Source organism: Saccharopolyspora aridisoli, from assembly GCF_004348445.1.
GTDB lineage: Bacteria > Actinomycetota > Actinomycetes > Mycobacteriales > Pseudonocardiaceae > Saccharopolyspora > Saccharopolyspora aridisoli.
On record NZ_SMKV01000024.1, the window covers coordinates 18,416 to 44,342 of the forward strand.

General features: G+C 69.4%; 25 protein-coding genes. 16 read left to right on the plus strand and 9 right to left on the minus strand.

From position 1 onward, the window contains the following. The first annotated feature begins 110 nt into the window (after window positions 1-110). Both E1161_RS18530 and E1161_RS18535 read left to right on the plus strand, forming a co-directional pair. Window positions 111-872 carry a glucose 1-dehydrogenase gene (locus tag E1161_RS18530; protein ID WP_132624975.1) on the plus strand — a complete coding sequence of 254 codons (762 nt, stop codon included), beginning with the start codon at window positions 111-113 and terminating at the stop codon, window positions 870-872. Between the two features lie 70 nt (window positions 873-942). After that, complete coding sequence (locus E1161_RS18535; protein ID WP_132624977.1) at window positions 943-1,941, plus strand: ABC transporter ATP-binding protein; 999 nt, start codon at window positions 943-945, stop codon at window positions 1,939-1,941. On the opposite strand, the gene E1161_RS18540 is transcribed toward E1161_RS18535, so the two are convergent. The 7 genes from E1161_RS18540 to E1161_RS18570 form a co-directional block, all read right to left on the minus strand. Continuing rightward, entirely contained in the window at window positions 1,907-2,476 is a 570-nt protein-coding gene (locus E1161_RS18540) for a TetR/AcrR family transcriptional regulator (protein WP_132624979.1), read from the minus strand. The genes E1161_RS18535 and E1161_RS18540 overlap by 35 nt on opposite strands. A gap of 255 nt (window positions 2,477-2,731) precedes the next feature. Beyond that, on the minus strand, window positions 2,732-3,358 hold the full coding sequence (kstR, locus tag E1161_RS18545) for a cholesterol catabolism transcriptional regulator KstR (protein ID WP_132624981.1): 627 nt from the start codon (window positions 3,356-3,358) through the stop codon (window positions 2,732-2,734). A 107-nt stretch (window positions 3,359-3,465) separates the two neighbouring features. Continuing rightward, the gene (locus E1161_RS18550) at window positions 3,466-3,765 is read right to left on the minus strand and encodes a hypothetical protein (protein WP_132624983.1); all 300 of its coding nucleotides are present in this window, start codon (window positions 3,763-3,765) and stop codon (window positions 3,466-3,468) included. After that, window positions 3,762-4,919 (minus strand): Rieske 2Fe-2S domain-containing protein, encoded by a 1,158-nt coding sequence (locus E1161_RS18555; RefSeq protein WP_132624985.1) that lies wholly within the window; start codon window positions 4,917-4,919, stop codon window positions 3,762-3,764. Before E1161_RS18555 ends, E1161_RS18550 begins: the two co-directional genes overlap by 4 nt. Before the next feature lie 104 nt (window positions 4,920-5,023). Next, window positions 5,024-6,613 (minus strand): long-chain-fatty-acid--CoA ligase, encoded by a 1,590-nt coding sequence (locus E1161_RS18560; protein ID WP_132624987.1) that lies wholly within the window; start codon window positions 6,611-6,613, stop codon window positions 5,024-5,026. After that, window positions 6,610-7,698, minus strand: a complete 1,089-nt coding sequence (locus tag E1161_RS18565) for an acyl-CoA dehydrogenase family protein (protein WP_132624989.1) — start codon at window positions 7,696-7,698, stop codon at window positions 6,610-6,612. The genes E1161_RS18560 and E1161_RS18565 overlap by 4 nt, the downstream gene beginning before the upstream one ends. A 97-nt stretch (window positions 7,699-7,795) precedes the next feature. Then, window positions 7,796-8,971 carry an acyl-CoA dehydrogenase family protein gene (locus E1161_RS18570; RefSeq protein WP_132624991.1) on the minus strand — a complete coding sequence of 392 codons (1,176 nt, stop codon included), beginning with the start codon at window positions 8,969-8,971 and terminating at the stop codon, window positions 7,796-7,798. 412 nt (window positions 8,972-9,383) lie between these two features. Here E1161_RS18570 and E1161_RS18575 point away from each other — a divergent pair, with 412 nt between their 5' ends. From E1161_RS18575 to bla, 14 genes are all read left to right on the plus strand, one after another. Next, window positions 9,384-10,478 carry a zinc-binding dehydrogenase gene (locus E1161_RS18575; RefSeq protein ID WP_132624993.1) on the plus strand — a complete coding sequence of 365 codons (1,095 nt, stop codon included), beginning with the start codon at window positions 9,384-9,386 and terminating at the stop codon, window positions 10,476-10,478. Between the two features lie 7 nt (window positions 10,479-10,485). Then, on the plus strand, window positions 10,486-11,370 hold the full coding sequence (locus E1161_RS18580) for a 3-oxoacyl-ACP reductase (RefSeq protein ID WP_132624995.1): 885 nt from the start codon (window positions 10,486-10,488) through the stop codon (window positions 11,368-11,370). A gap of 102 nt (window positions 11,371-11,472) precedes the next feature. Further along, complete coding sequence (locus tag E1161_RS18585; protein ID WP_132624997.1) at window positions 11,473-12,255, plus strand: MlaE family ABC transporter permease; 783 nt, start codon at window positions 11,473-11,475, stop codon at window positions 12,253-12,255. A gap of 1 nt (window position 12,256) precedes the next feature. Further along, window positions 12,257-13,129, plus strand: a complete 873-nt coding sequence (locus E1161_RS18590) for an MlaE family ABC transporter permease (RefSeq protein ID WP_132624999.1) — start codon at window positions 12,257-12,259, stop codon at window positions 13,127-13,129. Beyond that, window positions 13,126-14,472 carry an MCE family protein gene (locus tag E1161_RS18595; RefSeq protein ID WP_132625001.1) on the plus strand — a complete coding sequence of 449 codons (1,347 nt, stop codon included), beginning with the start codon at window positions 13,126-13,128 and terminating at the stop codon, window positions 14,470-14,472. The genes E1161_RS18590 and E1161_RS18595 overlap by 4 nt, the downstream gene beginning before the upstream one ends. After that, entirely contained in the window at window positions 14,469-15,500 is a 1,032-nt protein-coding gene (locus E1161_RS18600) for an MCE family protein (protein ID WP_132625003.1), read from the plus strand. Before E1161_RS18595 ends, E1161_RS18600 begins: the two co-directional genes overlap by 4 nt. Further along, window positions 15,497-16,510 carry an MCE family protein gene (locus E1161_RS18605; RefSeq protein ID WP_132625005.1) on the plus strand — a complete coding sequence of 338 codons (1,014 nt, stop codon included), beginning with the start codon at window positions 15,497-15,499 and terminating at the stop codon, window positions 16,508-16,510. Before E1161_RS18600 ends, E1161_RS18605 begins: the two co-directional genes overlap by 4 nt. Next, window positions 16,507-17,712, plus strand: a complete 1,206-nt coding sequence (locus E1161_RS18610; RefSeq protein WP_132625007.1) for an MCE family protein — start codon at window positions 16,507-16,509, stop codon at window positions 17,710-17,712. Before E1161_RS18605 ends, E1161_RS18610 begins: the two co-directional genes overlap by 4 nt. Continuing rightward, window positions 17,709-18,878, plus strand: coding sequence for an MCE family protein (locus E1161_RS18615; protein WP_132625009.1), 1,170 nt, complete (start codon window positions 17,709-17,711; stop codon window positions 18,876-18,878). The genes E1161_RS18610 and E1161_RS18615 overlap by 4 nt, the downstream gene beginning before the upstream one ends. Beyond that, entirely contained in the window at window positions 18,878-20,014 is a 1,137-nt protein-coding gene (locus tag E1161_RS18620) for an MCE family protein (protein ID WP_132625011.1), read from the plus strand. Before E1161_RS18615 ends, E1161_RS18620 begins: the two co-directional genes overlap by 1 nt. A gap of 375 nt (window positions 20,015-20,389) precedes the next feature. Further along, window positions 20,390-21,541: a L,D-transpeptidase gene (locus tag E1161_RS18625; protein ID WP_132625013.1), complete on the plus strand. Its 1,152-nt coding sequence runs from the start codon at window positions 20,390-20,392 to the stop codon at window positions 21,539-21,541. A gap of 97 nt (window positions 21,542-21,638) precedes the next feature. Further along, window positions 21,639-22,514 (plus strand): LysR family transcriptional regulator, encoded by an 876-nt coding sequence (locus E1161_RS18630; RefSeq protein ID WP_132625015.1) that lies wholly within the window; start codon window positions 21,639-21,641, stop codon window positions 22,512-22,514. Then, window positions 22,511-23,401, plus strand: coding sequence for a serine hydrolase (locus tag E1161_RS18635; protein WP_132625017.1), 891 nt, complete (start codon window positions 22,511-22,513; stop codon window positions 23,399-23,401). Before E1161_RS18630 ends, E1161_RS18635 begins: the two co-directional genes overlap by 4 nt. Window positions 23,402-23,845: 444 nt before the next feature. After that, window positions 23,846-24,751 (plus strand): class A beta-lactamase, encoded by a 906-nt coding sequence (bla, locus tag E1161_RS18640; protein ID WP_207920296.1) that lies wholly within the window; start codon window positions 23,846-23,848, stop codon window positions 24,749-24,751. 83 nt (window positions 24,752-24,834) lie between these two features. On the opposite strand, the gene E1161_RS18645 is transcribed toward bla, so the two are convergent. Together E1161_RS18645 and E1161_RS18650 are read right to left on the minus strand one after the other, a co-directional pair. Continuing rightward, the gene (locus tag E1161_RS18645) at window positions 24,835-25,029 is read right to left on the minus strand and encodes a DUF397 domain-containing protein (RefSeq protein WP_132625075.1); all 195 of its coding nucleotides are present in this window, start codon (window positions 25,027-25,029) and stop codon (window positions 24,835-24,837) included. A gap of 2 nt (window positions 25,030-25,031) precedes the next feature. Then, on the minus strand, window positions 25,032-25,889 hold the full coding sequence (locus E1161_RS18650) for a helix-turn-helix domain-containing protein (RefSeq protein WP_132625021.1): 858 nt from the start codon (window positions 25,887-25,889) through the stop codon (window positions 25,032-25,034). Between the last annotated feature and the right edge of the window lie 38 nt (window positions 25,890-25,927).

Below are 25,927 nucleotides of genomic sequence, written 5' to 3' on the forward strand. Positions count from 1 at the left end.
GAACAAGTTCATCCGCTTGTGAGGCCATGCTGCAGAGTGGGTTCCCTTTTGTCGAGAACGTGTTCTAGTCTCGGGTGCGGACGGCTCGGGCTCGGCAGGGAGGGCGGCGCATGGGACGGCTCGCGGGAAAGGTCGCACTGGTCACCGGCGCGGCGCGGGGGCAGGGCGCGGCCATCGCGCGCGGCTTCGTCGCCGAAGGCGCCTCGGTGCTCATCGCCGACATCCTCGACGCTCCGGGCAAGGAACTCGCCGACGAGCTCGGCGAATCCGCGAGCTACGCGCACCTCGACGTCTCCGAGGAGGACGACTGGAGTGCCGCGATCGCCCGGGCCACCGACGGTTTCGGCCGGCTCGACATCCTCGTCAACAATGCCGGCGTGCTCGCGTTCTCCGCGTTGGAGGACACCTCGCTGGCCGACTACGAGCGCATCGTGCGGGTCAACCAGTTCGGCGCCTTCCTCGGGATGCGTGCCGCGGCACCCGCGCTCACCGAGGCCGGCGGCGGGTCGATCGTGAACTTCTCCTCCGTCGAAGGCCTCGGCGGCATGCCGCACCTGGTCGCCTACACCGCGAGCAAGTTCGCCATCCGGGGCATGACCAAGGCCGCGGCCATGGAGCTCGGGCCGCGCAACATCCGCGTCAACTCCGTGCACCCCGGCATGTTCGACACCGGCATGACCCGGGAGTTCACCGGCGAGGGCACCGACCTCAGCCCGATCGGCGAGATGGTCCCGCTCGGCCGCATCGGCCAGCCCGAGGACATCGTCGGTCTCGTGGTGTTCCTCGCCAGCGAGGAGAGCACCTACTGCACCGGTGCCGAATTCGTGGCGGACGGCGGCGCCACCGCCACCCACGCCTACTACCGGCGCTGAGACGCGGTGCTGCGAGAGCGGTTCCGATGCTCGGCTGGCGAGTCCTGCGACGTCGATGTGAGGAGTGGGTGTGGGCGCTGAAGTCGTGATCGAGGGTTTGAGCAAGTCCTTCGGACCGCAGACGATCTGGCGGGACGTGGGGTTCACGCTGCCGCAGGGCGAGGTCTCGGCGCTGCTGGGCCCGTCCGGGACCGGCAAGTCGGTGTTCCTCAAGTCCATGATCGGGCTGCTCAAGCCGGAGCACGGCCGTTGCCTGGTCAACGGAGTGGACATCTGCTCGTGCAGCGAGCACGAGCTCTACGAGATCCGCAAGCTCTTCGGCGTGCTGTTCCAGGACGGGGCGCTGTTCGGGTCCATGGACCTGTTCGACAACGTCGCGTTCCCGCTGCGCGAGCACACCCGCAAGACCGAAGCCGAGATCCGCCGGATCGTCCTGGAACGCATGGAGATGGTCGGACTGTCCGGAGCCGAGGACAAGCTGCCGGGGGAGATCTCCGGCGGGATGCGCAAGCGCGCAGGACTGGCCCGCGCGCTGGTGCTCGACCCGCAGATCATCCTCTGCGACGAACCGGACTCGGGGCTGGACCCGGTGCGCACCGCCTACCTCTCGCAGCTGCTCATCGACATCAACGCGCACCTGGACGCCACGATCCTGATCGTCACCCACAACATCAACCTCGCCCGGACCGTGCCGGACAACCTGGGCATGCTCTTCCGCCGCGAACTCGTCCTGTTCGGACCGCGCGAAGTCCTGCTCACCAGCGAGGACCCGGTGGTGGCGCAGTTCCTCAGCGGCGACAAGACCGGCCCGATCGGGATGAGCGAGGAGAAGGACCAGGCGAGCATCGACCGCGAGCGCCAGTGGCTGGCCAGCGGGCAGATCGCCGCTGAGCAGCGCGTGGTCGGCGTGCCGTCGCAGCTGCCCGTCAGCGCCGGGACGCCGGAACGTCAGGCCGTGCAGCGGCGGAAGAACCGCGTCGTGGGGATGCTCGACCAGCTTCCGCCCGCCGCCCGGGACAGCGTGCTTCGCAGCATCAACGATCAGCCGGCGGCAACACCCGGTCGGTGATGCCCGCCAGGTGCGAGGCCATCTCCTCCATCGGCAGGTATCCGCTGCCCGCCAGCACCAGCGAGCCCACGAACGCCGTCATCACGGCCTCCAGCGCCGACGGATCGGCATCGCCGACGGCGTCGGTCAGCCGCCGGTGGACCTCCCGGCCGATTTCGTCGCGGAGCCGCTTGACCTCCTGCTGGTCGGCCAGCATCGCCGTGGTGCAGGCCCGCACCAGCGCCGGTTCGGCGGCCAGCATCCGCGCGATCGTGTCCACCACCTGCGCCACGTCCGCGCCGGGCGTGCCTGTGCGGCCCTCGTCGCTGGGCGGCAACGCCTGGACGCGCTTCCAGAACACGGCCGTGACCAGGTGCTCCTTCGAGGAGAAGTAGGAGTAGGCCGTGGCGCGGGAGACCTCGGCGCGTTCGGCCACCGACCGCACGGTCAACGCTCCGAAGCCGCGCTCCTCCAGCTCTTCGACCGTGGCCTCGAGCAACCGGCGAACGGTCTCGGCACGTTTGCCTTCCACGAACTGACGGACGGGCTCGGTCATGCGATGAGCCTAACGCTCGGGGTTCGTGATCTCTTCGCTTGGCGGTGCGGGTGGCGGAACCTGACACGCCCTCTGGCTCCGGGTCCGCGACTTGAGCATGCCGATACACGCGGCGCTGCGGCTGTCCTCACCGGAAGACGTGTTAGAACCCGCGGCTGTGCCGGGTGCTCAGGTGGGGCAAGAAGGAAGCGACTTCGTCGCTTGCCGTGTGTTCTCCGCAGTTCGCAACGATAACGAGTTCTACGTCCTTGGATTTCATCGGAGGAGGAGTCGGACCGTGAGTTCCAGGCGGTTGGACACGTCGGTGGCGGAGGCTCGCCGGGTCACCCAGGCGACCAGGTTCGACAGCCAGACGTCACCGATCACCCGGGCCACCGCCACCTGCTCCTCGCTGGGCTCGCCGTCGCTCATCACCGCGATGAACATGGCCTCCATCATCCGGTTTGCCGTGTCGACCTCGGTGGCGGCCGAGGCGTCCGCCGACATCAGCGCGCGGGTGACCGCCTCGGAGAGGTTCGGGTTGCGCTGGAAGGCCCGGGTGAGCCGGCTGAGCACGAACAGCAGCCGCTCGTAGGGCGAATCACCGCGGATCGGCGCGCGGTCCAGGCGTTCCTGGATGCGCTCCAGCTCGCGCACGAGGCTCGCCACCAGCAGGTGGACCTTGGACGGGAAGTAGCGGTACAACGTGCCCAGCGCGACGTCGGCGCGCTCGGCGACGGCGCGCATCTGCACCGCGTCGAAACCGCCCTTGTCGGCCAGGGCGACGGTCGCGTCGAGGATCCGCTTTCGGCGGTCGCGCTGGGCGGTCGCGGTGAGCTCGTCATCGGCCATCGCGTTGAGCGCGCGTCCGCCCTGGCCGTTCCGGTTGGCGGCAGAACTCATCGGCGCAACGCCCCCTAGCGCATTGGCGGAAAGGCGTTGGCGCGCCAACCGCGAGATCACGTAACGCGGTGTGATCGGGTAACCCGGTCCACCGGTCTTCTCGAGGATCACCCCTTGGTATCGGGAACTCCCAGGATGCCCTCGCGGAGCGCGTGCTCGATGGTGGCGCGCAGCCGAGGGCAGGTGTCCACCAGGGCCGGGTGCTCGCCCTCGGCGATGCGTGCGGCGATCTCCGGGCAGTCGCCGGTCGACGTGGTCCACTGGATGCTGGTCTGCTCCGGGCTGAGCTTCTTGACCAGCACCCGCACCCCGCACGTGGCGCATGGCAGCGGGCGCAGGCCTCCTTCCAGGTAGAGCCGCTGGTCGGCGGCCGTGCTGGCTGGGACGTAGGGGCGGGCGGCCGTCATGACTTGCCGGCTCCCTCTGCTTCGCGACGGGCCAGGTTCTCGGCGACCTCGGCTTCCCACGCCCGCACGGCGCGAGTGGTGTCCACCTCGAATTCGAAGCGGGAGGTCATCTCCTCGCTGACGTCCTCGACGTCCACGTAGAACTGGTCGTACCAGCGGCGGAGCTGGTAGACCGGCCCGTCTTCCGCGACCAGGAGCGGGTTGTCGATCCGCGACTTGTTCCGCCAGATCTCCACGTCTTGGAGGAATCCGACGCCGAAGGACTTGGCGAACTTGCCCGCCACCATGTCGGCCTGCTCGTCGTCGAGGCCGGGCAGCTTCTTGACCGAAACGCCCCACTGGAGGACGAAACTCGTCGGCGAGATCGGGTAGTGGCAGTTGATGAGGTAGGCGTCGATCGGCGTGCCCTTGAACTCGGTCCACAGCCGGTTGATCATGTACGAAGGACCGTAGTAGCTGGCCTCCGAACGCAGCGTGGTGTCGTCGCCGGCGTAGTTGCCCTGCGAGGCGCCCACGTCGGGACGTCCGCGCGAGTGCAGGTGTTGGGTGGCGACGTGACCTTCGAAGATGTTCTTGAAGTACGTCGGGAAGGCGAAGTGCACGTAGAAGAAGTGCGCCATGTCCACGACGTTGTCGATGATCTCGCGGCAGTTGGAGTTGTCGATCTGCACGCGGTCCCAAGTCCAGTTCGACCACTCGTCTGTGAAGACCTCGTCGATCCGCGGGATCGTGACCTCGGCCGGAGGCGGGTTGCCCTGCGGGTCGTGGTAGACGAACAGCTGCTTGTTCTCCTCCAGCGTGAGCCACGAGCGGGTCCGGGCGCGGCCGGGAACCCGCTTGGCGTAGGGGATGGAGGTGCAACGGCCGTTGCCGCCCCAGCGCCAGTCGTGGAAGGGGCAGGCCACCGAGTCGCCCTTGACCTCGCCCTGGGTGAGGTCGCCGCCCATGTGCCTGCAGTAGCCGTCGAGCACGTGCAGCGCGCCCTGGCTGTCGGCGAAGACCACGAGCTTGGTGCCGAACGCGTGCACCGCGTGCGGCTTGCCGTCCTGGAACTCCTCGACGGGGCCCAGGCAGTGCCACCCCCGGGCGAACCGTTGTGGCGGGGCACCGGCATCGATCGTGCGCACCCCGTGCTCACGCTCCGTCCCGCTCATCGCGTCCCTCCATCAGTCACGTGTTGTATGTGAAACAGGTTATAGGAATACGGGCCGAAAACGCCATCTGCGGGCGTTGCTCGATTGGAGGAAATTAGAACGAGTTATAAAACTTGCGGTTGGTAGGTGCCCGTGAGCGGGCACCACACCGGATCCCGCGTCCGGACTCCCTCGGCGGCGAGCTGGCGCTTGAGCACCTTGTGCGTGGAGGTCCGGGGCAGTTCGGCCACCAGCCGGACGTAGCTCGGCCACTGCTTGGGGCCCAGATCCGCCTGCGCCGTCAGGAACTCCTCCAGCGACGCCGGGTCGAACCCGCCGGTGGTGGTGATCGCCGCCATCACCGAATCACCCACCTCCGCAGGTCCCGCGTAGACTGCGGCCTGCTGGATCAGCGGGTGGCGCAGCAGGATTCGCTCGATCGGTGCGGCGCCCAGGTTCTCGCCGCCCACCCGCAGCCAGTCGCTCGAACGCCCCGCGAAGTAGCAGAACCCGTCCGCGTCGAGGTAACCGAGGTCGCCGCTCCAGTACATGCCCTCGCGCATCCGCTCCGCGTCGGCCTCCGGCGCCCCGTAGTAGCCGGCGAACCAGCCGGGTCCGGTGGTGTTGACCAGCTCGCCGATCGCCGCCTCGCCGTTGAGCAGCAGGCCGGAGTCGTCGAACTCCGCCGGAGGACAGGGTTTGCCGGTGTCAGGGTCGAAGACCGCTACGCCGTCCGTTGCCTTGCCCAGCGCGCCCGGAGGGGTGTCCGGGGTGCGGGTGACCGCGATGCCTCCCTCCGAGGAGCCGAAACCGTCGACGACGTGGCAGCCGAACCGCTCGGCGAAACGAGCGATGTCGCGCTGGTTGCCCTCGTTGCCGTAGACGATGCGCAGCGGGTTGTCGGCGTCGTCCGGTCTCACCGGCGTGGCCAGCACGTAGGACAGCGGAGTGCCGACGTAGTTGGCGTAGGTCGCGCCGTAACGGCGCACGTCCGGCAGGAAGCCGGAAGCCGAGAACTTCCGCCGCAGGGCCAAGGTCGCGCCCGCCGCCAGCCCGACCGACCAGCCCGCCATCAGGGCGTTGGAGTGGAACAGCGGCATTGAGACGTAGGCGACGTCCTCGCCGCCGAGCCCGAATCGCTCGGCCAGCATCCGGCCTGGGAAGGCGATCTTGGCGTGGGTGCAGCGCACCGCCTTCGGATCGCCACCGGTTCCCGAGGTGAACACCAGGACCAGCAGGTCATCGCCGCAGGCGGGCACCGGGTCCAGCGGCGCACCGATGTGCCGGTCGAGCTCGCGGTGCCAGGGATCCAGCGTGAAGACCTCTACCCCGTCGAGGTCCAAGTCTTCCAGCAGCGGCGCGTAGGCGGCATCGGCGAGCACGATCCGGCAGTCGGCCAGCCGGATGTCGCGCTCCAGCGCCGCGCCCCTGCGGGTCGGGTTGAGGCCGACCACCACCGAACCCGACAGCGCAGCACCGCCGAGCAGGAACGAGAACTCCGGGACGTTGTCCAGCAGCACGCCGATGTGCGGTGGTTCGTCGGAGGGCAGCAGCTCGCGCAGCAGCGCGGCGCGCTCCGCGCTGTGCCGCACGTGCTCGGCCCAGGTCCACTCGCCGTCCTCGGCGCGCAGTCCCGGCCGGCCGTCGTCGGCCCTGGCCAGCAGCAGTTCGGTGACCGTCGGCACCACCTCCGGCCGCGACAGCGCGGAGCTCATCGAGCCGCCAGGCCCGCGCCGATCCGGCGCAGCTGCGCGGTCGCCCCGCCCAGCGCGAACTCGTTGCGCTTGGCGGCCACGAAGTAGCGGTGCAGCTCGTGGTCGACGTCGATGCCGACACCGCCGTGCACGTGAACCGCGGTGTGCGCCAACCGGTGCCCGGCTTCGGCCGCCCAGAACTTCGCGGTGGCGGTCTCTTCCGCGCACGGCATGCCCTCGGAGGCCATCCAGGAGGCTTGCCAGAGGGTCAGCCGCGCGGCCTCCACGTCGATGAAACCGTCGGCCAGCCGCTGCGCCACGGCTTGGAAGGTGCCGATCGGACGGCCGAACTGCACGCGCTCCCCGGCGTAGGCGCTGGTGCGTTCCAGCGCGCCGGAGAGCACACCGACCTGCACCGCGCACACGCCGATAGTCGCGCGGACGATGAGCTGGTGCAGCGCTTCGGAACCGAGCACGTCGGCGTTGCTGATGCGGACGCCGGAGAGCTCCAGCCAGCCCTCGCTGTCGCCGTCGACGATCTCCTGGCGCTGCATCCGCGTTCCGGGGTCGCCGGGCCGGACCAGGAAGATCCGCGGTCCGTCGGCGGTGGCGGCGGGGACGAGCACGAGGTCGGCGATGGGGCCTGCGGGCACGGTGACCTTGGTGCCGGTGAGCACCCACTGGTCGCCGTTCCGCTCGGCGCGGGTGGCGGGGGAGTCCGGGGTGGCGCCGCCGTCCTCGGTCAGCGCGGCGGTGAGCACGACCTCGCCGCGCACGGCGGGTTCGACCCAGCGCTGCCGGTGCTCGTCGGTGCCGAACTCGGCGAGAGTCGTGGCACCCATGGTGATCGACGGCAGGTAGGGCACGGGGGCCACCGCGCGGCCGATCTCGATCAGCACGCTGCACTGCTCCAGCAGCCCGTAGCCGCCGTCGGGCAGTGCTGCGGTGAGCACGTCGGCCTTGGCCAGCTCAGTCCACAGCGCGCGGTCGAAGCGGTCGTCCTGCGCGTCGATCTCTCGCAGCCGCTCGTTGGTGACCTTGTCGCCGAGGATGCGCCCGACCAGCCCGGCCAGGTCCTCCTGGGCCTCGGTCAAGGTGAAATCCATGTCGCCTCCTGGGGGTGGTGGGTGTGGCCGGTTCCGGTCCGAACTGACCGGGCACGACGGACATGTTCATGGACGGTCCGGACCAGAACTGCCCGGGTCAGCGCTTCGCAGTGGGAAGGCCGAGGCCGACGGCGGCGATGATGTCGCGCTGAACCTCGTTCGTGCCGCCGCCGAAGGTGAGGATCAGCGCCGAACGGTGCATCCGCTCGATCCGCCCGGCCAGCACCGCTCCCTTCGACCCGGAGCGGACGTAGCCCGAAGTGCCCAGCACCTCCATGAGCAGCCGGTAGGCCTCGGTGGCGAACTCGGTGCCGAAGACCTTCGTCGCGGACGCCGCCGCCGGAGCCGGGTGCTGCTCGGCGGTGGTCGCGATCTTCCAGTTCATCAGCTTCAGGAATTCCGCGCCCGCGTGCACCCGCGCGAGGTGCTGCTGCACCCACTCCTGGTCGATCACCCGCCGACCGTCGGACAACCGGGTCTGCGCCGCCCAGTCCCGCACCTCCGACAGCGCCAGCTGCAGCGGGGCGGCGGAGGTGAGCGCGACGCGCTCGTGGTTGAGCTGGTTCGTCACCAGCGGCCAGCCCTCGTTCTCGGTCCCGACCAACGACGACGTCGGAACCCGCACGTCGGAGTAGTAGGTGGCGCTGGTCGTCGGCCCGGACACGGTGTGCACCGGGGTCCAGGAGAAGCCGGGGGAGGAGGTGGGCACGACGAGCACGCTCAACCCGCGGTGCTTGCGGGCCTCGGGATCGGTGCGGCAGGCCAGCCAGACGTAGTCGGCGTACTGGACGAGGCTGGTCCACATCTTCTGGCCGTTGATCACGTAGTCCTCGCCGTCGCGCACGGCGGTGGTGCGCAGCGAGGCCAGGTCGGTGCCTGCTTCGGGTTCGGAGTAGCCGATGGCGAAGTGGATCTCACCGGCCGCGATCTTGGGCAGGAAGTGGGACTTCTGCTCGTCGGTGCCGAACCGCATGATGGTCGGCGCGATGCTGTTGAGCGTCAGGAAGGGGACCGGGGCGCCGGCGATGGCCGCCTCGTCTGTGAAGATCAGCTGGTCCAGCATGCTGCGGTCCTGCCCGCCGTACTCCTCGGGCCAACCCAGTGCCAGCCAGCCGTCGGCCCCCATCTGCCGCACCAGCTGCTCGTAGGCGCCGCCGTCGCCGTAATCGCCTTGCGAGAGCTCCTGGCGAAGCTCGGGCGTCATGAGATCGGCGAAGTAGGCGCGCAACTCCTCACGCAGCTCCTCGTGCTCGGGCGTGTAGGCGATGCGCATGCATCCTCCCGGGTGGTACGCGCTTGTGGAACACGTTTCGAAAATCATAGACCGGCGGTCGCAATCTGGTCGAGACCAGCGGGCACTGCCTCATCATCAAATGTGTAACGTGTTCCAGGAATGAGGTTGACGGGCAGAGGTCGCGTCCGAATGGAGCAGTGACCGGGCTCCGGCTTCGCTCGTTGAAGGCCCGAGGGGGCCGCCCTCTCGAACCCGTGACCCGAATGTGACCGAGAAGTCCCATTCGCTAGAACGAGTTTCCATCGCTAATTACAGGTCATGCAGCTGGATGTTCTGGGGAATCCGCGCATCTGGACAGGGCACTTGATACTGAGTGAGAACACATTCTAGTGTGTGTTGGCTAACACCTCCCCGCGCCGTGGCGGGGGTCGATCCGGTGAGGAGCGTGCCGATGAGGGCAGCGGTGCTGAAGCAGATCGGCGACCCCGAGCTCGACGTGCGCTCCGACGTGGCCACCACCGAGGTGGGCCCCGACGAGGTGCGCGTGCGAGTCCGGGCGTCGGGCATCTGCCACAGCGACCTGTCGGCCATGAGCGGCGGACTGCCCGCGCTCGCCCCAGGGATCATGGGGCATGAGGGTGCCGGTGACGTGATCGCCGCAGGCGCGCGGGTCTCGCATATCCGCGAAGGCGACCGCGTGGTGCTCTCCTTCGTGCCGCCGTGCAGCCGCTGCGCCGTCTGCCTGAACGGGCAGCCGCACCTGTGCGAGGTGCACACCGTCAACGCCTTCGTCTCGCCCCGCTTCGAGGTCGGTGGCGAGCCCGCCTTCGGCTTCGCCGGGTGCGGGACCTTCGCCGAAGAGCTCGTGATCCCGTCCGACGCCGCGGTCAAGGTCGACGACGACCTGCCCTACGAGGCCGCGGCGCTGATCGGTTGCGGCGTGCTGACCGGTGTCGGTGCGGTGCTCAACACCGCGGAGGTCGAGCCCGGGTCCACCGTGGTCGTCATCGGCTGCGGGGGCGTGGGGATCTCGGTCATCCAGGGCGCCCGGATCGCCGGTGCCTCGCGCATCGTCGCGGTCGACCCCGCGGTGACCAAGCACGAGGCGGCGCTGCGCTTCGGTGCCACGCACGCCACCACGCCCGACGGGCTGGCCGAGGTTCGCCAAGAGGTCACCGGCGGACGCGGTTTCGACTACGCCTTCGAGGTCGTGGGCCTGGCAGCGACCATCCGCGCGGCCTACGACGCCGCTCGTCGCGGAGGCACCGCGGTGATCGTCGGGGCCGGAGGCGAGGAGCAGGAGGTCGAGTTCACCGCCCAGGAGCTGTTCATCAACGACAAGAACATCGTCCCCTCCTTCTACGGTTCGGCCGACCCGCGCCGGGACACCGGCCGCATGGTCGAGCTGTGGCGGGCGGGATTGCTGGACCTGGAAGGAATGATCAGCCGGCGGCTGGCGCTGGCGGACATCAACGACGGGCTGGCCGCACTGCGCAGCGGGGACAACGCGGTGGTGCGCCAGGTCGTCACTTTCGACCCGAGGTGAGGCGCACGTGTCGAGTGTGGACGGGAAGGTAGCGATCGTCACCGGAGCCGGTGCGGGACTGGGGCGCGCAGAAGCGCTCGCGCTGGCGCGGGCTGGGGCGAACGTCGTGGTCAACGACGTCACCGCCGCGGCGCACGCCGTGGTCTCCGAGATCGAGGAGATCGGCACCAAGGCGGTCGCCGTCGTCGGCGACGTCTCCGATTCCGATGTCTCCGCCGAGATGATGGCCGCCGCGACCGAACGCCTCGGCGGGCTGCACGTGGTGGTCAACAACGCCGGGCTGCTGCGCGACCGGATGCTGTTCAAGATGAGCGACCAGGAGTGGGACGACGTGCTGCGGGTGCACCTGCGCGGCCACTTCCTGCTCTCCCGCAACGCGACCGCGCACTGGCGCCAGGAGTACAAGGACACCGGCGCGACGTACGGCAGCGTCATCAACACCGCCTCCGAGGCGTTCCTGCTCGGCTCGGCGGGACAGCCCAACTACGCGGCGGCCAAGGGCGGCATCGCCGCGCTGACCGTCTCCACCGCGCGCGCGATGTCGCGAATGGGCGTGCGCGCCAACGCGATTTGCCCGCGCGCCCGAACCGCGATGACCGAGCAGACCTTCGGCGACGCCCCCGGCGAGGGCGTGGACCCGATGTCGGTCGAGCACGTCGCCCCGCTCGTGGCCTACCTCGCCGGACCGTCCGCGAAGGACATCAGCGGCCAGGTCTTCGTGGTGCACAGCGGCACCGTCGCGCTGCTCGCGCCGCCCACCATCGAGCAGAAGTTCGCCGCCCCCGGCGAGCTCTGGACGCAGCAGGACTTGGAGAACGGTCTGGGCCCCTACTTCGCCGGCCGCGATCCCGAGCGCTCCTTCGCCGCCAACGACGTCCTCTCGATTCCATAACGCGGATCGCGCATCGCCACCCCGCCGGGCTCACAGGCGGTACGCAGAACGTTTCTCGTCAACGAGGCCGGGAGGAAGCATGGGTATCCAGGAGCGGCTGCCATGAGCGCGCCGGTCGCCGGAGTCTCGACGGCCCTCGGCCACGTGGGCAAGATCGCCACGCTGGCCTGGGAAGTCGTGCGCCTCACGCCGCGCCGGCCGTTCGCGGTGCGCGAGTGGATCCAGCAGGCGTGGTTCTTCGCCAGCGTCACGATCCTGCCGACCGCTATGGTGGCCATCCCGTTCGGCGCGGTGATCGCGATGCAGCTGGGTTCGCTGACCCAGCAGATCGGTGCCCAGTCGTTCACCGGCGCGGCCAGCGCGCTGGCGATCCTGCAGCAGGCGAGCCCGCTGATCACCGCGCTGCTGGTGGCCGGTGCGGGCGGTTCGGCGGTGTGCGCCGACATCGGCGCCCGGTCCATCCGCGAGGAGATCGACGCCATGGAGGTGCTGGGGATCTCACCGGTCCACCGGCTGATCGTGCCCAGGGTGCTCGGCGCGGTGCTCGTGTCGCTGCTGCTCAACGGCCTGGTCAGCGTCGTCGGCGTGCTCGGCGGCTACTTCTTCAACGTGATCCTGCAGGGCGGCACGCCAGGCGCCTACCTGGCCAGCTTCAACGCGCTGGCCTCGCTCCCCGACATCTGGGTCAGCGAGGTCAAGGCCGCCATCTACGGGTTCGTCGCGGGAGTCGTCGCCGCCTACCGGGGGCTCAACCCCGCCGGCGGGCCGAAGGGCGTGGGGGACGCGGTCAACCAGGCCGTGGTCATCACGTTCCTGCTGCTGTTCATGATCAACCTGCTGGTCACGGGCATCTACTTGCAACTCGTGCCGCCGAAGGGCTTGTGAGATGGCAGTCCTGGAAACGACACCTCCGCCGACACCGGCCCCGGTGCAGCGCCGCATCGCCAAGGTCGCCTCCCGGCCCGGTGACGTGCTGGCCAACCTCGGCTGGCAGCTCTCGTTCTACGTGCGGGCCCTGGCGCTGGTGCCGGTCACGCTGACCAAGTACCGCAAGGAGACGATGCGGCTGCTCACCGAGGTCGTCTTCGGCAGCGGTGCGCTGGCCATCATCGGCGGCACGCTCGGCGTGATGGTCGGCATGACCATGGCCACCGGTGCGGTCGTCGGTCTGCAGGGCTACTCCTCGCTGAACCAGCTCGGGACCGCCGCGCTCACCGGGTTCATCGCCGCCTACTTCGACACCCGCGAGGTGGCGCCGCTGTCGGCCGGTTTGGCGCTGTCGGCCACCGTCGGCTGCGGGTTCACCGCGCAGCTGGGCGCGATGCGCATCTCCGACGAGATCGACGCGCTGGAGGTGATGGGGGTGCGCAGCGTTCCGTACCTGGTGACCAGTCGGGTCCTGGCCGGTGTCGCCGCCGTCATCCCGCTCTACGTGGTGGGGCTGCTGGGTTCCTACCTGGCGTCGCGGCAGATCACGGTGTGGGTCTACGGGCAGTCGGCGGGCACCTACGACCACTACTTCCACCTGTTCTTACCGCCGGAGGACGTGCTGTGGTCCTTCGGCAAGGTCATGGTCTTCAGCGTCGCGGTGATCCTGACCCACTGCTACTACGGCTACACCGCGAGCGGCGGACCGGCCGGGGTGGGCATCGCCGTCGGCCGCGCGGTGCGGACGTCGATCGTGCTGGTGACCGTGCTCGACTTCTTCTGCAGCCTGGCGATCTGGGGATCGACCACGACGGTTCGGATCGCGGGATGATCGAAGCGCGCAGCAGACGCCGTTACCAGGCGATGGGCATCGCGTTCCTGGTCGTCGCCGGGCTTTTCCTGGCGGGCACGATCGGGATGTACAACAAGGCGTTCACCCGGTTCGTCGCGGTGACCGTGCGCGCCGACACCGCGGGCAACCAGATGATGCCGGGCGCCGACGTCAAGGTGCGCGGTGTCGTGGTCGGCGAGGTGCGGGCCATCGACGCGGGCAAGGGCCACGCCGACCTGAGGCTGGCGCTGCAACCCGAGGAGGCGGGCATGATCCCGGCCAACGCCTCGGCGCGGCTGCTTCCGAAAACCCTGTTCGGCGAGCGCTACGTGGCCCTGGACATCCCGGAGGAAGCGGCCTCGACGACGTTGAGCGCAGGGGACGTCATCCCGCAGGACCGCAGCGCATCGGCGATGGAGATCGAGAAGGTGCTCGGTGACCTGATGCCGGTGCTGCAGGCGGTGCAGCCGCAGCAGGTCGCCACCACCCTCAACGCCGTCTCGCAGGCGCTGGAAGGACGCGGCGAGCAGCTCGGCGACACGTTGGTGCAGCTCGACCGCTACTTGCAGGACTTCGACCCGTCGCTGCCGAAGGTCGAATCGGTGATCAGCCGGGTCGACGACGTCGCCGAGAACTACGCCGACGCGGCACCCGATCTGATGCAGGCGGTCAACGACCTGACCACCACCAGCCGCACCATCGTCGAGCAGCGAAATCAGCTCCAGCAGATGACCGGAGCGCTGACCAGCGCCAGCGGTGAGATGGACCGGTTCCTGTCGGCCAACGGCAACAACTTCATCCGGCTGGCGGGCACCTCGCGGTCCACCCTGGAGCTGCTGGCGAAGTACTCGCCGCAATACCCCTGCATGCTCCAGCAGTTCCAGGCGGGCACCAAGAACGCCGATCTCACCTTCGGCAAGGGAACAGACACCCCGAACATGGCGCGGATGACCCTGGAGATCACCGGCAGCCGCGGCAAGTACCTGCCCGGTGTGGACGATCCGAAGAACCTGGAGCACCGCGGTCCGCGCTGCTACCCGTTCGTCGAGGCACCGGAAACGTTCCCGCAGTACCCCCCGGGCGGACCGCTCAACGACGGCTCCACCAAGCCCGAGCCACCGCTGGACCGCGATGCGGTGTTCCCGTGGAAGGGGACCGGCGGGGCGCCGGCGTCGACCTCGCCGCAGTCGGCGAGCTCGTCGTTGGCCAACTCCCAGCCCGAGCGCGACCTGCTCGCCGCCCTGGTGGCGCCCCGACTGCAGGTCCAGCCCAAGGCGGTTCCGGACTGGACGAGCCTGCTCGTCGGGCCGCTGTTCCGGAACGCGGAGGTGACCGTGCGATGAGGTCGATCACCGCACCGCTGATCAAGCTGATCGTCTTCGTGGCGGTCACGCTGACCCTGACCGGGATCCTGGTGTCCACCATCGCCGCCAACTCCTCCGGTGACGCTCACGAGTACACAGCGCGCTTCGCCGATGCCTCCGGTCTCGGTGAGGGCGACGACGTGCGCATCGCCGGGGTCAAGGTCGGCAGGGTCACCGATCTCGAAGTCGATGCCGACGACCAAGCCCTGGTGCGCTTCGACGTCGACAGCGCCCGGGAGCTGCCGCGCGATGCCCAGGCCACCGTGAAGTTCCGCAACATCGCGGGCCAGCGCTACCTCGCGCTCGACGCGCCGCTGCGCGATCCGGCCGACGTCCTGCGGCCCGGCGGGGAGATTCCACTGGAGCGCACCCACCCGGCGCTGAACCTCACCGCCCTGTTCAACGGCTTCAAACCGCTGTTCCAGGCCCTGAACCCGGAGGACGTCAACCAGCTCTCGGGTGAGCTGGTGAAGGTGCTGCAGGGCGAGGGCGGAACGGTCGACAGCCTGCTGGCGCACACCGCGTCGCTGACCGGGACGCTGGCGAAGAAGGACGAGGTCATCGGCCAGGTCATCGACAACCTCAACGCCGTCCTGGGCAACGTCAACGAACGCGGTCCGCAACTGGCCGAACTCATCGACGCGCTGCAACGGCTGACCACCGGGCTCGCCGAGCAGCGCAAGCCGGTCGGCGAGGCAATCGGCGCCCTCGACGAGCTGACCAACACCACCGCCGGGCTCGTCGAGCAGGCCAGACCGCCGCTGCAGCAGGACATCGCTGCGCTGCGCGACGTCACCGGGCTGCTCAACGAGGAACTACCGCTGCTGGACCACACGCTGCAGACCATGCCGGGGCGGCTGGACCGGCTGACCCGGACCGTCAGCTACGGCGGCTGGTTCAACTACTACTCGTGCCAGGTCACCGGCAACATCCGCATCGACCAGCTCAACATCAACGTCCCGCTCCTGCCCGTGCCGACGACCCAGTTGCCGGAGAGATGCCGATGAAACCACTACGGGCCCGCAACCAGGTCACCGTCGGCCTCGTCACGATCGCGCTGCTGGTGGTCGGGACCTTGACGGCGTTCTCCGCCAAGGACCTGCCGCTGATCGGCTCCGGCAACTCCTACTCGGCCTACTTCGCCGAATCCGCCGGGTTGGAGCCGGGGAACGAGGTGCAGATCGCCGGGGTGCAGGTCGGCGAGGTCGACGACGTGTCGCTGGAGGGCAACCGCGTGCTGGTGTCGTTCACAGTGGACGGGCGTGAGATCGGCGATCGCACCAGCGCCGACATCCAGATCAAGACGCTGCTCGGCGAGAAGTTCGTCGGCCTGCGACCGGCAGGCGACGAGGAGCTGTCCGAACCGATCCCGGTGCGCAACACCAGTTCTCCGTTCGACATCCCCGACGCCATCGACCAGCTGACGCAGACCACCGGGCAGCTCGACAGCGGCAAGCTCGCCGAGAGCTTCCGGGTCATGTCCGACACCATGCGCGGCGCGCCGCAGCACATGGACCAGGCCGTCACCGGTCTGTCCCAGCTCTCGCAGACCATCGCCTCCCGGGACCAGCAGCTCGCCGAGCTGATGCACAACGCCAGCAACGTCTCGGGCATCGTCGCCGACCGCGACCAGCAGGTCAGCAAGCTCGTCTCCGACGGCAACCTGCTGCTGTCGGAGGTGCAGGCCCGCAAGCAGGCGATCAGCGGACTGCTGGTGGGCACCGAGAGCCTGTCGCGGCAGCTGCGCGGCCTGGTGGCCGACAACCAGGAGCAGGTGAAGCCCGCCCTCGACCAGCTCGACCAGCTCACCGCGATGCTCAAGCGCAACCAGGACAACCTGAACAGGGCCATCGGCGCGCTCCAGCCCTACGTGCGCGGCTTCAACAACACGATCAGCAACGGCCGCTGGTTCGAGGGCTACTTCTGCGGTCTGCTGCCGCCGCCGATCCACGCCGGTCCGATCCAGACCAACACCCCCGAGTGCGAACTCCCGGTTCCCGAGGGAGGCGGCCGATGAGCAGGCTCACCCGCACGATCGCGGTGCTGTGCGCGCTGGCACTGGTCACCACCGGAGCGCTGTGGTGGACGCTGTCGGCCAGCGGCACCACCATCACCGCCTACTTCGACAAGGCCGTCGGCCTCTACGCCGGTTCCAGCGTGCGGGTGCTCGGCGTCAAGGTCGGACAGATCGATGCCGTGACGCCCGAAGGGCCGGTGGTGCGGGTCGACATGCACGTCGACGACGGGGTGAGCATCCCCGCCGACGCCAACGCCGTGGTCGTCGCACCCAGCCTGGTCAGCGACCGCTACGTGCAGCTCACGCCGGCCTACACGCAGGGCGAGGTGATGGCCTCCGGTGCGGTCCTCGACCGCAAGCGCACCGCGACCCCCGCCGAGCTCGACGAGCTCTACAAGAGCGTCAACGCCCTGTCCACCGCGCTCGGCCCGGACGGGGCCAACCGCGAAGGCGCGCTCAACGACGTCGTCAACACCACAGCGGCCACAGTGGACGGGAACGGCCAGGACCTCAACACCACGATCAAGCGGCTCGGCGAGCTCTCCACGACCCTGTCGGAGAACCAGGGCGACCTGTTCGCCACGGTGGACAACCTCAACCGGTTCACCGGCACGCTCGCCCAGAGCGATGAGCAGATCCGCGAGCTCTACGGGCGGATGGCTGACACGACCGGCTACCTGGCCTCCGAGCGCGAGCAGCTGGGCACCTCGCTGCACTCGCTGGCCATCGCGCTCGACGACGTCCAGCGGTTCGTCCACGACAACCGCGACCACATGTCCTCCAACGTCCGCAACCTCACCGGCGTCACCCGGGCGCTGGTCGACCAGCGGGAAGCGCTGGCCGAGGTGCTGGACCTGATGCCGCTGGCGACGACCAACTTCATCAACGCCTACGACTCGGCGTCCGGCAGCGTGGCCTCGCGCTGGAACCCGCAGGAGCTCGCGCAACCGCCGATCCTGCTGGTGTGCAGGCTGATCGCCAACGTCACACCGCTTCCAGAGCCCATCCCGCAATCGCTGCGCGACACCTGCGAGGAGCTCAACCCCGTCGTCGAGGGCCTGGCGCCGCTGCCGTCGGTCGCCGACGTGCTCGGCAAGCTCCAGACCGGCTCGGGTGACGTACCGGACCAGCTCGGCAAGGGCGAGAACCCGGTGCCGCTGCCGCTGGTGGACGCGATGAAGCGAGGGGCGGGGACGCCATGACGGCCAGGCGGTGCGCGCTGCTGGCAGGTTCCCTGTCGCTGCTGCTGGTGTCCGGTTGCGGCCCAGCCGGTTTCACCGGTCTCTACAACACGCCGCTGCCCGGTGGCGCCGAGCTCGGCGACCACCCCTACGCGGTGACCGCGCACTTCCACGACGTGCTGGACCTGGTGCCGCAGGCCAGCGTGAAGGTCAACGACGTGGCCGTGGGACGCATCGACCGCATCGACCTCAGCGCCGACAACACGACCGCGATGGTGACCCTGCGGGTCAACGGCGACGTGCGGTTGCCCGCCAACGCCTACGCGCGGCTGCGCCAGTCGAGCCTGCTGGGGGAGAAGTTCGTCGAACTAGCACCACCGCCGGACAACGCCACCGGCGAGCTCGCTGAGGGCGCGGTGATCCCGCTGGACCGCACCAACCGCAACCCGCAGATCGAAGAGGTGCTCGGCGCGGTGTCGCTGCTGCTCAACGGTGGTGGCATCGAGCAGCTGCAGACCATCGTGCAGGAGCTCAACAAGGCGTTCACCGGCAACGAGGAGGAGATCCGCTCGCTGCTGGGCAACGTCAACGACGTGGTCACCCGGCTCGACGGCCAGCGCGGCGAGATCACCAAGGCGCTCGACGGTCTCACCCGGCTTTCGGCGAACCTGCGCGAGCAGACCGGCAACATCAACACCTCCCTCGACGGGCTCTCCCCCGGTTTGCGCGAGATCGAGGCCCAGCGGGGTCAGCTGGTCGGGATGCTGCAATCGCTGGACAAGCTCTCCGGCACGGCTACCCGCACCGTCGAGGCCAGCCGCGAGGACCTGGTGGCCGACCTGCACGCGCTCGCTCCGACGCTGCAGCAGCTCGCCAAGACCGGCACCGATCTGCCCAAGGCGATGGCGTTCCTGTCGACCTACCCCTTCCCGGAGTACGCGATGGTCCCGCTCAAGGGCGACTTCGTGAACACCGACGTGCTCATCGACCTGGACCTGTCCGCGCTCTACGAGAACTTCGCGCGGTCCTCCGGGCCGCCCATCCCGATCCCCGGGCTCTCCGACTCCGGGCAGTCCGGGGCCAACATCCCGCTGCCGCCTGGCGCACCAGCGCTGCCGCCGCTGCCGATCCCCGGAACGCAGCCGGACGGCGGGTTGATGCCGGGACGGTCCGGAGGAGGTTCCTGATGATGGCGCGCAAGGTGAAGGTGCAGCTGGCGCTGTTCCTGGTCATCGCCGTGGTCGGCGTGGGTTTCGTCGGCGGTCGCTACGCCGGGCTGGACCGGCTCTTCGGCTCCAACGGCTACCCGGTGTCGGTGCAGCTGCCCGAATCCGGAGGGCTCTTCGCCAACTCCGAAGTCAGCTACCGGGGCGTGGCCGTCGGCCGGGTCACCGGGCTTCGGCTGACCCATGAAGGCATCGCCGCCGACCTTCACATCGACGACGGCGCACCGCAGATCCCCGCCGACGCCCGCGCCGTGGTCGCCAACCGCTCGGCGGTGGGCGAGCAGTACATCGACCTCCAGCCGCAGCACCGCGGCGGGCCTTACCTGGAGGAGGGGTCGGTCATCCCGGTCGAGCGCACTTCCATCCCGCCTGCGCCCGAGTCGCTGCTGGTCAACGTGGATCGGCTGGTCGCGGGAGTGCCGACCGACAAGCTGCGGACGGTGGTCACCGAGGTCGGGACCGCCTTCGACGGAACCGGCTCCCACCTGCAGGAGCTGCTCGACACCACCAGCTCGTTCACCACTGCCGCGCAGCAGAACCTGCCGCAGACCACCGGCTTGCTGAACAACGGCGACGTCGTCCTGCGCACCCAGCAGGAGCAGGCGCAGAACCTCACCGAGTTCAGCACCGGGCTCCGGCAGATCTCCGGGCAGCTCAAGCGATCCGACCCCGACCTGCGCAAGACCATCCAGGAGGCGCCCGGCGCGGCCACCGAGGTGCAGGAGCTCACGCGCTCGATGGGCACCGACTTCGGCATCGTGGCCGCCAACCTGCTCACCACCATGCAGCTGACCAGCGTGCGCGGTCCCGCGCTGGAGCAGACGTTGGTCGCGCTGCCGATGATCTCGGCGTTCACCCACACGCTTTCGCCGGACGGCACCGGTCACCTCGGTCTGGTGCTCAACATGTTCAACCCGCCGGCGTGCACCGCGGGGTACGAGGGCACGCCTCGCAAGCACGGGTCCGACACCACCGACGGCCCCACCAACTACGACTTCGCGTGCGCCGAACCCAAGGGCAGCCCCACCGGGGTGCGCGGCTCGCAGCACGCGATCCGCTACCCGGTCCCGGCGCCCGTCCCGCCGCCCGGTCGCTGAGCGGTGGCCGGGCTGGAACGGCCGTGATCGACGTTCTCCGTTCCCGGTGGTACCGGGCGGAACAGACCGAAGGTCTCACCCCAACGGTGCCACCGCTTCCGACGACGAAATATGATGTCCACCGATCGGACTACGCGATCTTGGTGTGTCAGGCTTGCAATCGACTGCGGGTAGCCGATAAAGGGCGCCCGCTGCGTTCGAACCACTCGATGGAGCGTTCATCGACGTGGAATGAGCCTTCGCTGGCCAACAACACCCCTCGGCGAACTGTGAATCGCCCACCCCGCGCCGCTTGATCGTGTTGAGAACCCCGCTCACCGCACGGACAGTTACTGATTACCAACGAGACGGTGCAGGGTTCTTGGGGAGGCCGGTATGCGGGGGGCAGTTGCGTGCCAACTAGTCATCGCGAGCCTGGTCGCGTGCGCGCTGACGGCGTGCGGGCCGGACATTTCCGAGGCGGCGGTGACCACCTCGGTTCCAGACAGGACGACATCGCTGTCGCCGAGTGAACCACTGGAGCTCACTGCGCAGCGCGGAGTGCTGACCTCGGTCAACGTGACCGCCAACGGCGCACCGGTTCCGGGCAAGATCGACCGCAGCGGTCACAAGTGGACGATCGACTCACCACTGGCCTTCGGCACCACCTACCAGGTGCACGCGGTCGCCCACGACAAGGACGGCGTTCCGTCGATCCCGCTGAACTCGACGTTCACCACCGCCACGCCCACCGACATCGTCAACGTCGAGCGCACCCGGCCCACCGACGGGGACACCGTCGGCATCGCGATGCCGGTCTCGATCTACTTCGACAAGCCCGTCAAGGACCGCGCCGCCGTCGAGCGCCGCCTGAAGATCGAAACCTCCGTGCCCACCGAGGGTTCGTTCAACTGGTACTCCGACGACCAGGTCAACTGGCGGCCCAAGGACTACTGGCAGGCCGGCACCCAGGTGAAGGTGCGCGCCGACCTCTACGGCATCGACACCGGCGACGGTGTGATGGGCGACAAGAACTTCGAAGCGAACTTCACCATCGGCCGCGACCAGCGCTCCGTCGGCGACGTCAACGCACACACCTTCACCGTCTACCAGGACGGCCAGGAGATCAGGAAGATGGACGCCTCCTACGGCCAGGCGGCGTACCCGACGCAGCACGGCATCCACGTCGCCACCGAGCGGCACGACTCCGTCCGGATGAACTCCTGGAGCTGGGGCGGGCCCGCCAGGGGAACCGCGGGCGCCTACGACGAAGTGCTGCCCAACGCCGTCCGCATCTCCAACAACGGCGAGTACGTGCACACCAACACGGCGAGCACGTACGCGCAGGGGTCGAGCAACATCACCCACGGCTGCGTCAACCTCTCCAGCACCGACGGCAGGTGGTTCCTGGAGTTCACCCAGATCGGAGACCCGGTGGAGATCGTCGGGTCGACCAAACCGCTCACCCCGGCCGACGGCGACATCTGGGACTGGACCGTCCCGTGGGAGGAGTACGTCAAGGGGAGCGCCCTGTACCACGCGCCCTGAGCGGCGGTGCCGGTCGCTCGGGTGGGACGAGAAGAGGAGGCTCAGCAGGGGTCCGGAGCGCGCATCGCGTTCCGGACCTTGTGCTTGGATCGGTGGTGTGGACCTCCTCCGTCATCTCCGGTTCTTCGTCGCGGTCGCCGAGGAAGGTCACTTCGGGCACGCCGCCGACCGCCTCGGCATGACCCAGCCGCCGCTGTCCCAGGGAGTGCAGCGGCTGGAGAACCGGCTCGGCGTCACCCTGCTGACCAGGAGCTCTCGGGGCGTGCGGTTGACCACCGCCGGGGCCGACCTGCTGCCCCGGGCGCGGACGCTGCTCGCCGGGGCCGACGAGTTCGCCGAAGCGGCCCGAAGGCAGCGGGAGAACAGGGGAGCTGTGCGCATCGGCGTCATCGCCGCCCTCGGGGATCGCCAGGTCGCCGGTCTGGTCGCGGCCCTGCGCGCCGCGGCGCCGGAGCCGTCGGCGCGCACCGTCATCGTCAGCACCGCCCCGACCATCGACCTGGTCGATGCCGTGGCCAGCGGCCGGTTGGACTGCGCGGTCGTGCACCACCCGGCGCTGCTCGGCGACCTCCGGACCTCCTCGGTGGTCAAGATCCCGCGCCGACTGCTCGTACCCGCCGACCACCCTGCGGCGGCCAAGAAGTACTCGATCCGCGCGCTGCGCGGGCTGGTCTGCGCCACCGCTCCGCGCGCCCACGGCACCGCGGCCTTCGACCTGCTCGTGGACACCCTCCGGGAACGCGGCCTCGACCCCGAGTTCCTGCCCGCGCCCGGTGATCGCGACGCGCTCAGCGCCGTTGCCGCCGGACGCGCGTTCGCGCTCAGCACCGACCCCGAGGTGCGCGCACCCGGGGTGGCCGTCGTCGCCGCAGGCGAGGAGCTCGCGTTGCGGGTCCGGGTGGTCTGGCCCGACCCGGCCCCGCAGCCCGACGTGTGCGAGGCGCTCGAAGTCGCGCTCCGGGAGCTGGCGTGAACGCCGAGCAGCGCATCCGGGACGTGCTCGCCGACGCGGGCGCTGAGGGCTGGGTGCACGCAGTCCGGCTCGGCGGAGGTGGTCACGAACTCGGCTTCGGCGCTGACGAGCTCGTGGTCACAGCCTCGGTCTACAAGCTGCCGCTGCTGGTCGCACTGGCCCGCGCCTTCGACGCGGGAACCCTCGACCCGCGCGAGGCCATCCGGCTCGACCCCGGTTCCTGCACGCCCGGCCCGACCGGCGTGTCGACCTTCCAGGACCCGGTGCGGATGTCCTGGCGCGATCTCGCGGCCTCGATGATCGCGGTGTCGGACAACGCCGCCGCGGACGTCATCCTGGGTGCGGTCGGCCTCGACGCCCTGGCCGCGACGCTCGCCGACCTCGGCCTGCAACGCACCCGGGTCGTCGGCGGCACCGCCGACGCGCACGCCGCGCTGGTCCGTGAGATGGGCGCCACCAGCGCTTCCGAGGCGTTCGCCCTGCTGGCCGACAACGACGAGGCGCGCACCCTCCGCGCCTACGACCCGTCCTACGCCAGCGCCACCACACCCCGCGAGATGACCGGGCTGATGGAGTTGATCTGGGCCGACGCGGTCGCCTCGCCGCAGCAGTGCGCGTTCGTCCGCAGGTTGCTCGGCCAGCAGGCGTGGATGCACCGGGTCCGCGCGGGTTTTCCGTTCCAAGGGGTTCGGGTCTCGGGGAAGACGGGCACGATCGGTGCCGTCCGCAACGAGGTGTCGGTCGTGGAGTTCGACGGCGAGGCGCCGGTGGCGGTGGCGATCTTCACGCTCGCGGCGCGCGCTGACCCGTCGCTTCCCCGGGTGGACGCCGCGATCGCCGAGTGCGCCCGGATCGCGGTGACGGACCTGCGCTCAGGGCGCCTCTAGCGCCTGTTCAGGAATGGCTGCGCGTTGCGGTGCGGGTGGCAGACACCTCCGGAGGGCAAGCGCAGCGGTTACCCGCACTCCGCGCGCCACGCCTGATGTGTGCCAGTACGCGGCGTCGCGGCGTGCTCGCCACGAAACCGCGACCTGCGGCGGTGCCAGCTGAGTCCCAGACTCCGCCCATTCCCGAACAGTTCAGCACAGGCGGTCTTCCCGCCACCGCGGCTGATCGATGTCGCCCTCGTCAGGTCGGTTCGGACGCGGACCTGCCCTGAGCAGCTACCCGGGAGCGGACATCGGAAGAAATTTCCGGGTGTTCTCCCGGCTTCGGCGACGGCTCGCGCTGGGGCGATATCGATGCGCTATCGCCAACCGGGCGGGTTCTTATTGGCGCTATCAGCGATCGGCTGCTTGATTGGGGGCATCGTTCTACTGGGAGGAAATCAGTTGCAGCACAATGAAATCCGCTTGGGTCGCCGGGCGGTTCTGGCGGCGTTGCTGGCCGCGCCGGTGGCCGCTTGCGCGCCGAGCACCCCGCCTGCCGCGCCGGTCGCGACCGCTCCCCCGCCCGACCCGGTGTGGGCCGAGCTGGAACGTCGTTACGACGCGCGTCTGGGGTTGTTCGCGCGCAACGTCGCCACCGGGCGAACCGTCGCGCACCGCGCCGACGAGCGCGTCGCGCTGTGCTCGACCTTCAAGGTCTACGCGTCGGCGGCGCTGCTTCGCGCTCACGGGCTCGCCGGCGGCTACTTCGACCGCGTCATCCGCTACGACGCCGGCCAGCTCGTGGAGAACTCGCCGATCACCGAGACCCGGGTGCACACCGGCATGACCGTCGGCGAGCTGTGCGCGGCAGCGGTGCAGCACTCGGACAACACCGCCGCCAACCTGATGCTGCGCGAACTCGGCGGCCCGCAAGCCATCACGGAGTTCGCCCGCACCATCGGCGACCCGATGACCCGCTTGGACCGCTGGGAGACGGAGCTGAACACCGCCATCCCCGGCGACGAGCGCGACACCTCCACGCCCAGGGCGCTGGGTGACGGCCTGCAGCGCCTGCTGCTCGGCGATGCGCTCGGCCCGGCGGAACGCGACCGGCTCACCGGCTGGATGCTCGGAAGTGCCACCGGCGCCGCGCGGATCCGCGCCGGGGTTCCGAGCAGCTGGCGCACGGCGGACAAGACCGGTGGTGGCAGCGCCTACGGAGTCGCCAACGACATCGCCGTGACCTGGACCGACACCGCAACGCCGATCGTCATCTCGCTGCTCACCGGCCGTCCCCGCGAGCACGACACCGCGAACAACGCGCTGCTGGCCGATGCCGCCCGCGTGGTGGCCGAGCGGCTGGTCTGACCGGCGAGCATGGACCGGGAGCGTTCCGCCGGCGGCGGAACGCTCCCGGTTTCGTCCGCACGCGGGCGAATCGAGGCGGTGGACTATCTGTCGAAGCGACCCGTTTTGATCGCTCTCACGAAATAGCGCCACTGAGCGGAATTGGCGGTCACGAGGCCCCCGGCGCGGTCCTTGGTGTCGCGCACGGCGGCCCCGCCGATGACGCGGCCGACCTCGACGCAATTGGTCTCCTGGCTGCTCCGGCTGGACTTGCGCCAACCGACCGGCGACTGCAGCAACGTCACGGTGTTGTCTCCTCTCGGTGGATGATCTCGTCGACGAGGCGAACCGAGTCGTCGCTGCTCATCGCGAATTGCCCCAAGTCCCTCCCGGCCTTGACGAAAGCCGTCACGTCGCCGGGATCGCGCAGGAACGCGCTGGACCTGTGGTGTTCGAGGTGCACGACGGGGGAAGCCTTGGCGAACTCGAGGAGCACGAAGGGTCCGGCGTGCGCGGGGGTCCATCCCGCGGACAGCGGGATGATCCGGATGTCGATGTTGTCGCGAGCGCTCATGTCGCGGACGTGCCGCAGCTGGTCGATCAGCACGGCTCGGCCGCCGATGGGCTGGTGCAGCACCGATTCGAGCAGGAACGCCGTGTACCGCACGGGTTCTTGGTGGCGGGTGATGACCTCGCGCCGACCGAGCCGGACCGCCACGCGGGTGGAGACCTCGTGCTCCGGGATGCCGGTGCCCATGATCGCGCGCGCGTACTCGGTGGTTTGCAGCAGACCGGGGATGAGGATCGGGGAGACGTCGGTGATCGCCGTGGCGATCCGCTCGAACTCCAGCAGCGCGGTGAGCTGATCGGCCTCACCGACTGACCCGACCGACACCGAGTTGGGCGGTTCGGCCTGCGCCTCACGGGTGAGCCGAAGCAGCCGATCGCGAGCCGGGCTCGACAGGCCCAGCACCGCGCACACGGCGGACACGGATTCGGTCGACGGCACTCGTTCACCGCGCTCCCAGCGGACGACGACGGAGTGCGAAACGTCGAGACGTCCTGCTAACTGGCGCAGCCCGAGACCGGAACGCGACCTCGCATCCCGGATTTCCGCACCGAGAACGTACGCCCGCGGTGCCGGAGTGGTCTCGCTCATGCACCACAGCTTATTTCAGGTGCGGAATTGCACGGCAC

Coding starts and splice junctions, on each gene's coding strand:
- E1161_RS18590 (WP_132624999.1), top strand. CDS start 12,257: ATGGCAGTCCTGGAAACGACACCTCCGCCGACACCGGCCCCGGTGCAG.
- E1161_RS18555 (WP_132624985.1), bottom strand. CDS start 4,919: ATGAGCGGGACGGAGCGTGAGCACGGGGTGCGCACGATCGATGCCGGT.
- E1161_RS18570 (WP_132624991.1), bottom strand. CDS start 8,971: ATGCGCATCGCCTACACGCCCGAGCACGAGGAGCTGCGTGAGGAGTTG.
- E1161_RS18600 (WP_132625003.1), top strand. CDS start 14,469: ATGAGGTCGATCACCGCACCGCTGATCAAGCTGATCGTCTTCGTGGCG.
- E1161_RS18540 (WP_132624979.1), bottom strand. CDS start 2,476: ATGACCGAGCCCGTCCGTCAGTTCGTGGAAGGCAAACGTGCCGAGACC.
- E1161_RS18530 (WP_132624975.1), top strand. CDS start 111: ATGGGACGGCTCGCGGGAAAGGTCGCACTGGTCACCGGCGCGGCGCGG.
- E1161_RS18615 (WP_132625009.1), top strand. CDS start 17,709: ATGACGGCCAGGCGGTGCGCGCTGCTGGCAGGTTCCCTGTCGCTGCTG.
- E1161_RS18565 (WP_132624989.1), bottom strand. CDS start 7,698: ATGGATTTCACCTTGACCGAGGCCCAGGAGGACCTGGCCGGGCTGGTC.
- E1161_RS18620 (WP_132625011.1), top strand. CDS start 18,878: ATGATGGCGCGCAAGGTGAAGGTGCAGCTGGCGCTGTTCCTGGTCATC.
- kstR (WP_132624981.1), bottom strand. CDS start 3,358: ATGAGTTCTGCCGCCAACCGGAACGGCCAGGGCGGACGCGCGCTCAAC.
- E1161_RS18605 (WP_132625005.1), top strand. CDS start 15,497: ATGAAACCACTACGGGCCCGCAACCAGGTCACCGTCGGCCTCGTCACG.
- E1161_RS18560 (WP_132624987.1), bottom strand. CDS start 6,613: ATGAGCTCCGCGCTGTCGCGGCCGGAGGTGGTGCCGACGGTCACCGAA.
- E1161_RS18575 (WP_132624993.1), top strand. CDS start 9,384: ATGAGGGCAGCGGTGCTGAAGCAGATCGGCGACCCCGAGCTCGACGTG.
- E1161_RS18650 (WP_132625021.1), bottom strand. CDS start 25,889: ATGAGCGAGACCACTCCGGCACCGCGGGCGTACGTTCTCGGTGCGGAA.
- E1161_RS18595 (WP_132625001.1), top strand. CDS start 13,126: ATGATCGAAGCGCGCAGCAGACGCCGTTACCAGGCGATGGGCATCGCG.
- E1161_RS18625 (WP_132625013.1), top strand. CDS start 20,390: ATGCGGGGGGCAGTTGCGTGCCAACTAGTCATCGCGAGCCTGGTCGCG.
- E1161_RS18585 (WP_132624997.1), top strand. CDS start 11,473: ATGAGCGCGCCGGTCGCCGGAGTCTCGACGGCCCTCGGCCACGTGGGC.
- E1161_RS18550 (WP_132624983.1), bottom strand. CDS start 3,765: ATGACGGCCGCCCGCCCCTACGTCCCAGCCAGCACGGCCGCCGACCAG.
- E1161_RS18610 (WP_132625007.1), top strand. CDS start 16,507: ATGAGCAGGCTCACCCGCACGATCGCGGTGCTGTGCGCGCTGGCACTG.